Annotated in this window: 10 protein-coding genes; 4 read left to right on the top strand and 6 right to left on the bottom strand. The window is 73.5% G+C overall.

Going from position 1 to position 10,316, the window contains the following annotated elements:
• Positions 1 to 152: 152 nt before the first annotated feature.
• The 3 genes from AB0D74_RS35310 to AB0D74_RS35320 all read right to left on the bottom strand — a co-directional run bounded on the left by AB0D74_RS35310 (position 153) and on the right by AB0D74_RS35320 (position 3,605).
• Positions 153 to 974, bottom strand: a complete 822-nt coding sequence (locus AB0D74_RS35310) for a heme ABC transporter ATP-binding protein (protein WP_362596007.1) — start codon at positions 972 to 974, stop codon at positions 153 to 155.
• A gap of 568 nt (positions 975 to 1,542) precedes the next feature.
• On the bottom strand, positions 1,543 to 2,577 hold the full coding sequence (locus AB0D74_RS35315) for an iron ABC transporter permease (RefSeq protein ID WP_362596009.1): 1,035 nt from the start codon (positions 2,575 to 2,577) through the stop codon (positions 1,543 to 1,545).
• Between the two features lie 32 nt (positions 2,578 to 2,609).
• Complete coding sequence (locus tag AB0D74_RS35320) at positions 2,610 to 3,605, bottom strand: ABC transporter substrate-binding protein (RefSeq protein WP_362596011.1); 996 nt, start codon at positions 3,603 to 3,605, stop codon at positions 2,610 to 2,612.
• A gap of 122 nt (positions 3,606 to 3,727) precedes the next feature.
• On the opposite strand from AB0D74_RS35320, the gene AB0D74_RS35325 reads away from it, so the two are divergent.
• Genes AB0D74_RS35325 through AB0D74_RS35335 form a run of 3 tightly spaced genes read left to right on the top strand, consistent with a single transcriptional unit; the run spans position 3,728 to position 7,401 of the window.
• Positions 3,728 to 5,164, top strand: coding sequence for an HtaA domain-containing protein (locus tag AB0D74_RS35325; protein WP_362596013.1), 1,437 nt, complete (start codon positions 3,728 to 3,730; stop codon positions 5,162 to 5,164).
• Positions 5,165 to 5,202: 38 nt separating this feature from the next.
• The gene (locus tag AB0D74_RS35330) at positions 5,203 to 6,705 is read left to right on the top strand and encodes an HtaA domain-containing protein (protein WP_362596015.1); all 1,503 of its coding nucleotides are present in this window, start codon (positions 5,203 to 5,205) and stop codon (positions 6,703 to 6,705) included.
• Positions 6,706 to 6,729: 24 nt separating this feature from the next.
• The gene (locus AB0D74_RS35335) at positions 6,730 to 7,401 is read left to right on the top strand and encodes a PhzF family phenazine biosynthesis protein (RefSeq protein ID WP_362596017.1); all 672 of its coding nucleotides are present in this window, start codon (positions 6,730 to 6,732) and stop codon (positions 7,399 to 7,401) included.
• On the opposite strand, the gene AB0D74_RS35340 is transcribed toward AB0D74_RS35335, so the two are convergent.
• The 3 genes from AB0D74_RS35340 to AB0D74_RS35350 form a co-directional block, all read right to left on the bottom strand.
• Positions 7,402 to 7,584 carry a hypothetical protein gene (locus tag AB0D74_RS35340; protein WP_362596019.1) on the bottom strand — a complete coding sequence of 61 codons (183 nt, stop codon included), beginning with the start codon at positions 7,582 to 7,584 and terminating at the stop codon, positions 7,402 to 7,404. It abuts the gene before it with no gap.
• A 62-nt stretch (positions 7,585 to 7,646) separates the two neighbouring features.
• Positions 7,647 to 8,372 carry an NADPH-dependent F420 reductase gene (npdG, locus tag AB0D74_RS35345; protein WP_362596021.1) on the bottom strand — a complete coding sequence of 242 codons (726 nt, stop codon included), beginning with the start codon at positions 8,370 to 8,372 and terminating at the stop codon, positions 7,647 to 7,649.
• Between the two features lie 37 nt (positions 8,373 to 8,409).
• Positions 8,410 to 9,489 carry a sialidase family protein gene (locus AB0D74_RS35350; protein WP_362596023.1) on the bottom strand — a complete coding sequence of 360 codons (1,080 nt, stop codon included), beginning with the start codon at positions 9,487 to 9,489 and terminating at the stop codon, positions 8,410 to 8,412.
• A gap of 80 nt (positions 9,490 to 9,569) precedes the next feature.
• Here AB0D74_RS35350 and AB0D74_RS35355 point away from each other — a divergent pair, with 80 nt between their 5' ends.
• Entirely contained in the window at positions 9,570 to 10,166 is a 597-nt protein-coding gene (locus AB0D74_RS35355; RefSeq protein WP_362596025.1) for a hypothetical protein, read from the top strand.
• Positions 10,167 to 10,316: the final 150 nt, after the last annotated feature.

Genomic DNA, 10,316 nt, shown 5'->3' on the forward strand with positions numbered 1-10,316 from the left:
AGCGGGGATGGTGTGGTGAGGCTGGCCTAACTTACCTGAGGCTTACCTCACTCATACCCGGGCGGGTGGTGATTGACCAGGCACAGAAAGATCACAGACACGGCTTGATATCGACGGCTCAAAACGAACGCCAAGAGATCGCAAAGGGATGGTCAAGTGAGGCGTTTCGGTCCGACGACGGCAACTCCCGTCCGCGGATGGGGAAACACGTCCACCGGCTGGTCGTAGACCTCCGACAGCAACCGCTCCTCGAAAACCTCGGCGGGCGGGCCGTCGGCGGCGACACGACCGGCGCACAGGATCGCGACGCGGTGCGCGTACGCGGCGGCGAGGGAGAGGTCGTGCAGCACCACGACCACCGCGTCACCGGCGTGCGCCCTGTCCCGGCAGAGCCGCAGCACCAACTCCTGGTGCTTGAGGTCGAGGGCGGCGGTCGGCTCGTCGAGCAGCAGCAGGGGTGCGCGTTGCGCCAGCACCCGGGCGAGCGCGACCCGTGCCTGCTCGCCGCCGCTGAGCGCGGAGAACGCCCGCCCGGCGAAAGGGGTCACCTCGGTGGCCGCCATCGCCTCGGCGACGATCCCGTCGTCCTCGCCGGGATCGACTCCCGCGTACGGCGCCCGCCCCATTCGCACGACGTCCTCGACCGAGAACGGAAACGACACCCCGGCCGCCTGCGGCAGAACGGCCCGCCGCAGCGCCAACTCCCCGGCCGACCACGCCGACACCTCCTGCCCGAAGACCCGCACCACCCCGCGCCCGACCGCCACATCCCCCGCGAGAGCGGCCAACAGCGTCGACTTCCCGGCCCCGTTGGGCCCGACAAGCACCAGCACCTCCCCGGCCCGAGCGACGACATCGACCCCACCAAGCACCCACCCTCCACCGAGCCCCACATGCACCCCCTCAGCCTCGGCAACGACTTCCCCGACACCCGGTACACGAGGCGGAGCAGAACGAGATCGCAGGAGTCTCATACGCGGCGTTCTCCCATCAATGCGCTGAAGCCGATCCGCCACCACGATTGCGGCATCCGGCCAGAGGGTTCGGGCTGTGCGCCCCGCCAGGGACGCGGGGAACTGCGCGACCGCCCACGACGTCGCCGCGCCCGGCGCCGCCGATATGCGCCGTGGTGGTGTGGCGCCGTTGCGGCGGAAGAGAGTGAGCGGCGGTGCGAATGTGGCGAGGGGACCGACGGTGGCGTCCGGCCAGGGGGTTCGGGCGGCAGCGCCCCGTCAGGGGCGCGGGAAACTGCGCGATCGGCCACGACGTCGCCGCGCCCGGCGATGAACCGGCACCGTGACGGCGCGACCTGCGCGGGGGGCTCGGCACCGCCGGTGTGCGCCGTGGGGGTGTGGCGCCGTTGCGGCGGAAGAGAGTGAGCGGGGGTGCGAATCTGGCGTTCGGTCAGGGGGTTCGGGCTGCGTCGAAGGGTGCGGCGGCAGTGCCCCGTCAGGGGCGCGGGGAACTGCGCGAGTGGCCACGATGGTGCCGCGGTCGGCGGTCGGCCGGCACTGGTGACGGCGAGGGGTTTGGGTGGCGTGGTTATGTCCAGCCTCCTTGTCGGCGTCGGGTTCTGCGGAGGAGCCAGAAGAAGAACGGGCTGCCGAGCAGGGCGGTGAGGACGCCGAGGGGGAGTTCCGCCGGGGCGGCCAGCGTGCGGGCGGCGAGGTCGGCGGAGAGCAGGGTCGCCGCTCCGAGGAGTGCGCTGCCCGGGATGAGGAACCGGTGCCCCGGCCCCGCCGCCATCCGCAGGACGTGCGGCACGACCAGGCCCACGAAGCCGATGATCCCCGACACGCTCACCGCCGCCGCCGTGAGCAGGGCGATGACCAGGACCAGCGTGAGCCGCAGGCGTTCGACGTCGACACCCAGATGGCGGGCCTGGCGTTCGCCGAGGGAGAGGAGGTCGAGACGGCGGGCGTGGAACGGGGCCAGGGCGAGCCCCAGCGCAGCGCACGGCAGGACCGCGAGCACCTTCGGCCAGGTCGCCTGGGACAGGCTGCCCAGCTGCCAGAACGTGATCTGGTTGACGGCCGCCGTGTCCGCGAAGAAGAGGAACAGCCCGATCAGCGCCCCCGCGAACGCGTTCACCGCGATGCCGGTCAGGATCAGCGTCACCACTTCCGTACGGCCGCCGGACCGCGACACCACGTACACCAGCAGCGCCGTCACCAGCCCCGCCGCGAACGCGAAGACCGACACCGTCCAGGTGCCGAGGAAGTCGAGCCCGAGGGCGATCACGGCGACCGCCCCCACCGCCGCCCCGGAGGAGACGCCGATGACCCCCGGCTCGGCGAGCGGATTGCCGAACACGCCCTGCATCAACGCCCCCGCGCACCCCAGCGACGCCCCGACGAGCAGCGCCAGCTCGATCCGCGGGAAGCGGACGTCCCAGAGGACGGACTCGGGCACCCGGCCGAGGGCCGTACCGCCGAGCCCGGCGCGGTGCAGGGCCGAACCGAGCACGTCCCCGGTGGGAACGGGATACGCGCCGAGCCCCGCCGCCACCGGCACCAGCATGGCCAGCGCCGCCACCAGCCCCAGCGTCAGCAGCCACGCGGCACCCGGCCTCCGCATCCGCGCCCGCTTCCGCCCGCCTCCGTCCCCGCTCACCTCGCGTCAGCCCCGTACAGCTGCCCCACCACGGACTTCAGCACCCGGTCCGTGCGCGGCCCGTAGCCGAGCAGCACCCCGTCCTCCACCGACACCACCCGCCGGTCCATCCCGGCCGGCGTCTGCGCGACCCCCGGGATCTTCACGAGTCCGTCGATGCCGCCCACCGACTCGAGTCCCCCGGTCATGACGAGAATCGCGTCCGGCGCCGCCTTCACGAGCGCCTCGGCGGTGATGGCGGTGAAGTCCTTCGTCAGCCCGGACTCGACCCCGGCGTCCACGGCCCCGGCGGCCTCCAGCAGCGAGGTGGCCCCGGACCCCTTCCCGCCGATCAGGTACACGGAGGCCGAGCCGCGCAGGTAGAGGAAAGCGACCCGCGGCTTCGTCCGCTCGTGCGGAACTCCCTTGCGTACGGCGGCGATACGGCCCTCCGTCCGCCGCGTCAGCTTCTTCCCCGCCGCCGGGACGCCCAGCGCGCCGGCCACCGCGGCGATGCGCGGGCCGACGTCGTCGAGCCCCTGGGCGGGCCGGACCAGCAGCACGGGGACACCGGCCTCGCGGATCTGGTCCATCGCCTCCTCGGGCCCGGTGGTCGTCTCGGCGAGCACCAGGTCCGGCTTGAGGGAGAGCACACCCTCCGCGGAGACGTCGTGGTTGCGGGTGACCACGGGCAGCTTCGCCGCCTGCCGGAACGTCGCGGTGATGTCCCGGGCGACGACCCGGTCGCCCAGCCCGAGCGTGAACACGATCTCGCTGAGGCTGCCGGAGAGCGGCACGATCCGCCGGGCCTGGCGGACCGTCACCTTCCGGCCGTCGGCGGACGCGACGGTGACCGGGAGCTCCGGCGACGGCGTGCCGGAGAGCGGCTCGACCCGGTCGGCGTCGGTGGCCGGCGGCTTCGCCGCCGTGGCCGGCGGTGAGCCCCCGCAGGCGGTCGCCGTGAGGGCGAGGGCGAGCAACGGGACCAGGGCTCCCGTCAGTCGGGTGCGCAAGCGTCGCACGGTCGTCCGTCCGTTTCTCTCGGGTCGCCGGTGGCCGTGGTGACGGCCTGGCGTGAAGCTTAGGTTAGCCTTACCTTACTTTGCTACCGGCCGTCGTCTCCGGAGGACCTCCCATGCCCGCACGCCTTCGTGCCCTGGTCACCGTGGTGTGCGCGGTGGTTCTCGGGGCCCTGCTCCCGACGGCCACCGCCCACGCCACGAGCCGTACCGTGCAGGGCGGCCGACTCGACTGGGGGGTGAGGTCGTCCTTCCAGAGCTACGTCACCGGCCCGATCGCGAAGGGGAGTTACTCCCTGACGGGCGGTGCGGCGACCGTGGGCAGCAGCCGGTTCCGCTTCCCCTCGGCGACCGGCACCTACGACGGCGACACCGGCGCGTTCACCGCGTCCTTCGCCGGCGGGGTGCACTTCGTCGGCCACCGGGACACCGACGGCGGCTATCAGCTGGACCTCACCCTCAGCCGCCCCACCGTCCGCATCTCCGGCTCGGCCGGCACGCTCTACCTGGACGTCACCGGCAAGGCGAAGGGCACCGGGACGGTCACGACGTCCACGCAGGTGCCCTTCGCCTCCCTCGCCCTCGGCGGCGTCGGCATGAAGGGCGCCGGCACCGCGGTCGTCCTGAACGACGTGCCCGCCACCCTCACCGCCCAGGGCGCGAAGTCCTTCGCCGGCTACTACACGGCCGGCACCGCCCTGGACCCGGTGAGCCTGGCGGCGGACGTCGAGCCCGCGACGACCCCGACTCCGACCCCCGCCCCGAGCAGGTCGGCCACCGGCAAGGCCACTTCGAAGGCCGCGCCGAAGACCGGCGCCCTCGCGGACGGCGCCGTCGACTGGGGTGTGCGCCGTACCTTCCGCGAGTACGTCACCGGTGACATCGCCCGCGGCCGGTGGACGCTGACCGGCGGAGCCGAGGACGGCGGCGCCCTCTTCCGCTTCCCGAAGGGCGAAGGGACGTACCGGAACGGCGCGTTGACGGCGAGCTTCGCGGGCGCCGTCCGCTTCACCGGCGACCACGGGCTCGACCTGACGCTGAGCGCGGTCCGGGCCACCGTCGAGGACGGCAGCGGCACCCTCTACGCCGACGTCGACGGCGGCGCCTTCACCGGCGACAAGGTCCCCCTGGTCACCTTCGCCGCCGAGGACTTCACCGTGCGGAAGGGGCTCGCCGAGATCACCGAGGCCCCGGCGAAGCTCACCGCCCGCGGCGCCGAGGCCTTCGCCGGGATGTACCGGGCCGGCACCGCCATGGACCCGGTCTCCCTCGCCGTCGCCACCACCGCCGACGCCACCCTGCCCGCCCTGCCCGACCTGGGCAGCGCCGCCGGCGCCCCGGAGCCGTCGTCACCGACCCCGGCCCCGGACACCGCCCCGGCGCGGCCGGCGGCGAGCGACACCGCCGCCTCCGACGGCGACGGCACCCCCGTCCTGCCCCGCGCCCTCGCCGCGGGTGCCCTGCTGACCGCCGCCGCACTTCTCGCGACCGCCGTCCGCAGGCGCCGTACCCGCCCGGCGGCCGGCCCCGCCGCCCCCGCCGACGAGGACTGACCCCCCCCACAACCACCGATACACCCACAAGGAGCCCCATGCCTGCCAGCACGACCAGAAAGCTCGCCCTCGCCGCCGCCGTCGCGGTCACCCTGGGCGCCGGTGCGCTCACCGCCGCCACCACCGCGACGGCCGCCGAAGTCCCGCTCAGCGGCTACGAGTTGACCTGGGGCATCAAGCAGTCGTACCGCACCTACGTCACCACCTACGCGGCCGGCACCTTCACCGCGGCGGGCGGCGCGACCCAGGCCGAAGGCAACGGCGCCTTCACCTTCCCGCAGGGCACCGGCAGTTACGACTCCGACGCGCACACCGTGGGCCTCGCCTTCCAGGGCAGCCTCCGCATCGTCTCCCAGCTGCACGGCTTCGATCTCACGCTGTCCGACGTGAAGTTCGACAGCGGGGCCGCCGAGATCACCGCGGACGTGACGAAGGACGGCACCACCACGGACGACGTCCCGCTCGCGACGGTCACCGTCACCCGCGAGATGACGGATATGACGACCACCCTCACCCGCCAGGCAGCCGACGTCTTCGGCAGCGCGGGCTACGAGGGCGCGGCCGGCGACCCGCTCACGGTCGCCCAGAGGACGACCGGGTCGCAGTCCCCGTCGCCCTCCGGCTCGACGTCACAGAGCGCGAGCCCGTCCGCGCCCCCGACCTCGCCGTCCGCCTCGTCCACGACCAGCCCCTCCACCTCCTCTTCTGCCTCCACCTCGCCCTCTGCCTCTGCCTCTCCCTCCGCCTCCGCCTCCGCCTCCGCCTCGGACGAGACCCCCGCCGAAGGCGACATAGCCGACGGCACCCTCACCTGGGGCGTGAAGGAGTCCTTCCGTACCTACGTCGTCGGCAGCGTGGCGCAAGGGAAGATCACCGTCTCCGGCGGCGCGACCCAGGCCGCGGGCAACGGCGCCTTCACCTTCGGCGACGCCACCGGCGACTACGACACCGACGCCGGCACCCTCGCCGCCGCCTTCGAGGGCGCCGTCACCTTCAAGGGCCACGAGAGCAACGGCACGTACGGCCTCGACCTCACCCTCGGCAACCTCCGCGCCACCCTCGACGACGGCAAGGGCGAACTCACCGCCGACGTGACGAGCCTCGGCACCACGACGAAGAACGTCGAGCTGGCCGACCTGAAGGCCGCGTCCACCGCCCTGACTCCCACGGACGACGTCATCACCCTGGACGACGTCACCGCCACCCTCACCGAGGCCGGCGCGAAGGCGTTCAGCGGCTACTACCCCGCGGGCACCGCACTCGACCCGCTCGGCCTCTCCGTCGCCCTGACCGACGACGCGCAGCTCCCCTCCGGCGACGACGGGTCGACCGGCACCCCGACCGCCACCGCCTCGGACACCGCCGATGCGGCGAGCGGCGGTGCCGTCGCCTCCACGACGGGCGGCACGGGCGACACGGGTGCCCTGGCCGCCACCGGCTCGGCCTTCCCGGCCACCGCCGTCGGCACGGCCGCCGCCGTCACCGTGGCCGCGGGCGCGGGTGTCGTGTACGCGATGCGCAGGCGCCGTACCGAGGGGTGACGCCGCGGGTGCTTCAATGCCGCTGTGACTGATTACGACGTGCTGCGTGTCTTCTGCGCGGCGAACGGCGGCTACGGCAACGAGCTGGGGGTCGTCCGGGACGGCTCCGTGCTGCCCGACCGGGAGGACCGGCAGGCACTGGCGGCCAAGCTCGGGTTCAGCGAGACCGTGTTCGTGGACGACCCCGAGCGCGGGGTCGTCGACATCTACACCCCCACCCTGCGCCTGCCGTTCGCCGGGCACCCCTGCGTCGGCACGGCCTGGTTGCTGGACGTGCCCGAACTGGTCACCCCAGCCGGGGTGGTCGGCGCCCGGCTGGACGGGGAGTTCAGCTGGATCGAGGCGCTCCCGGAGTGGGCCCCGCCGCGCACCCTGCGCCGGTACGCCACCGCCGCCGAGGTCGACGCCCTGCCGGTGCCGCCGCCGGGGGAGTGGCTGTACGCCTGGGCGTGGGAGGACGAGTCGGCCGGGCGGGTCCGTGCCCGCGCCTTCCCCGGCCGCGGCGACGGCATCGACGAGGACGAGGCGACCGGGGCCGCCGCCCTGCTGCTGACCGCGGAGCTGGGCCGGGCCCTGAACATCACCCAGGGCCGGGGTTCGCAGATCCTGACCGCGCCGCAGCCGTACGGCTGGGTCGAGATCGGCGGGCGGGTCCTGCTGGAGGGCGAGGAGAAGCAGCCGCGGCCCGGCTGGTGATCAGCCGGTGACCGACTTGTCCGCGCGCCCGCGCCGCAGGTAGTACCAGGTCATGTTGGACGACAGACCCGTCAGCAGCACCCAGACCACGCCGATCGGCCAGCTGCCCTGGACGAAGGAGACGACGGCGGCGACGACCGCGAGGACGCAGACGGTCAGGGCGTACAGGGCGAGGCGGGGCATAGGGGTCGCTTTCTCATGACGAGGGGGGACACTGCCGGCAGCCACCAGTGTCCCCCATCCGCTCAGACGTCCGTGACCCGGAGCCCGGCGTGTGCCTTGTAGCGGCGGTTGACCGAGATCAGGTTCGCGACCAGGGACTCCACCTGGTGGGCGTTGCGCAGCCGCCCCGCGAAGACGCCGCGCATCCCGGGGATCCGCCCGGCCAGCGCCTGCACGATCTCGACGTCGGCCCGCACCTCGCCGAGCACCATCACGTCGGTGTCGATCTCCGCGATCTCCGGGTCCTGGAGCAGCACCGCGGAGAGGTGGTGGAAGGCGGCCGTGACCCGCGAGTCCGGCAGCAGCGCCGCGGCCTGCTCAGTCGCGCTGCCCTCCTCCGGCTTGAGCGCGTAGGCGCCCTTCTTGTCGAAGCCGAGCGGGTTGACGCAGTCCACGACGATCTTCCCGGCCAGCTCCTCGCGCAGCGACTCCAGCGTCTTGCCGTGCCCGTCCCACGGCACGGCGACGATCACGAGGTCGCTGCGGCGCGCGCACTCGGCGTTGTCGGCGCCCTCGACACCGTGCCCGAGCTCGTCGGCGGCGGCCTGCGCCCGCTCGGCGGCCCGCGAACCGATGATCACCTTCTGGCCGGCCCGGGCCAGCCGGTAGGCGAGGCCCTTGCCCTGCGGGCCGGTGCCGCCGAGCACACCCACGACCAGACCGGAGACGTCGGGCAGGTCCCAGGGATCCTTGGCGGGGGCGGGAGCCTTGTCGGCCGCCGGCTGCTGTGCACTGTCGGTAGAGGTCATGGGCCGACTCTACGTCCGGGCCGACGGCCGCACCCGGTCAGGTGAGACGGTTCACGGGCACCCGGCGGAACGTGATCGTCGTGTACGCGCTGAAGTCGCCCGTCTCGTACAGCAGCCCGACGGTGGCCGCGTCGATCCGGGCCAGGTCGGAGTAGGCGGCGGGCAGTCCGTCGACCGGGTACGCCGGCCGCCAGGTGATCCCGCCGTCGGCAGAGGCACGGATCGTCATCAGGGCGCGGGTCGCCGGATCGCCCGGCCCGGAGTACAGCAGCACGTCGGGATCGCGGAGTTGGAGCACGCTCGCCTGGCAGACCGGGGCGGTGAGCCCGGCCTGCGGCCGGAAGGGCTTCACGAGGGTGCGCCCGCCGTCCGCGGAGTGGGCGTCGGCCCTGTTCCCGGGCGACGGGGAATCGTTGCGCGTGTTGAAGTAGACGCGCCCGTCGGGCAGTTCGGCGGCGGTGGTCTCGTTGACGTTGATATAGCCGTCGGTGTTCTCGTCGAGGTAGCCGAGGTACCAGGTCGCCCCGTGGTCGTCGCTGAGCAGGCAGTGCCCGCTGTTGTACTTCCCCTCGGTGCCGGTGTCCGTCCCGGTGGGCGGCAGGGTGTGGTTGGCGGCCACGACGACCCGTCCCGAACGCAACTGGATCGCGTGCCCGGGCGTGGTGGCGTACCACCGCCACCCGGTCATCTTCACGGACTTGGTGATCTCGGCCGGCGCGGACCAGGTCACCCCGTCGTCGTCGCTGTGCTGCACCCACACCCGCCGCCCGTCGGCATCGGACACCTGCCCGCGCAGGATGGCGTCCTCGGTGGCGGAGGCGGCGCTGCGGACGTGCACGAGCAGGATGCGACCGGTGTCGAGGACGACGGGCGCCGGGTTCCCGGCGAGGTCGGTCCCGTTGCTCGCGGCGACCCGGAGCGGCCCCCAGGTACGGCCGCCGTCGCTCGACCTCTTCACCACGATGTCGATGTGCCCGTAGTCGGCCGCGGAGTTGACTCTCCCCTCGCAGAAGGCGAGCACGGTGCCCGCCCGGGAGACCACCACCGCCGGGATCCGGAAACTGGCGTAGCCCTCTTTGCCCGCGCGAAAGGGAATGCTTGCTTCTACGTCACTCATGGGCCGCCTCCTCCCCGGGCCGGGCGAATTCGGGGTGAACTCCATGTCACGAGTGTCCGATTGCGGCAGTATGCGGAGGCATGGACGCCGTACGGGTCGCGTTGTTGCGCGAAGTGCTCGCCGGGACCGAGTGGTTGACCGCGACCCGGAGATTCGCGGGCGCGCTGCGGGGGTCGGTGGTGACCCACGGGGGCGGGCTGCTCCTGCTCGGCACGCCGGAGTACGAGCCGTGGCACCTCGCCGCGCACCTCGTCGACGAGGCGGCGTGGTCGGGTACGCCGGAACTGGCACCGACCCTCGTACGGCACGACGCCCGCCCCACCGACCCCGCGCACCTCGCGGTCGGCCCCGGCCGCATCGAGGCGGCCCGCCGGGGCGAGACGCTGCTCGTGGTGGCGCCGGGCGACGCCGAACCCCTCCTGGAACGGGTCCACACGGCCCGCCGCGCCGGGGTGACGGTCCTGACCCTCGCCACCACCGACGACGCGCTCACCGCCATGGCCCACGAGACCCTCACCGTCCCCGAGGCCGCGGAACTGGACCTGGACACGGTCCAGCACCTGGTCAGCGCGGCAGCCGGCGAGAACGGCCCCTCCCCACGGGGACGCCGCCGCTTCCGCGACCGCCTCACCCGCCTGGCAGAGACGGTGACGGCCCCGCCCCCAACCCCCTGGTGAGCCCTCGACCGCGGGCCCGCGGTGGCCGCTCGCGCAGTTCCCCGCGCCCCTGACGGGGCGCCCCTGTGAGACCTCGGCTGCGGGCGCGTAGTGGTTGCTCGCGCAGTTCCCCGCGCCCCTGAAGGGGCGCTGCACCGACGCGCCCTGAAG

It is taken from the genome of Streptomyces sp. NPDC048278, from assembly GCF_040652195.1.
Classification (GTDB): Bacteria; Actinomycetota; Actinomycetes; order Streptomycetales; family Streptomycetaceae; genus Streptomyces.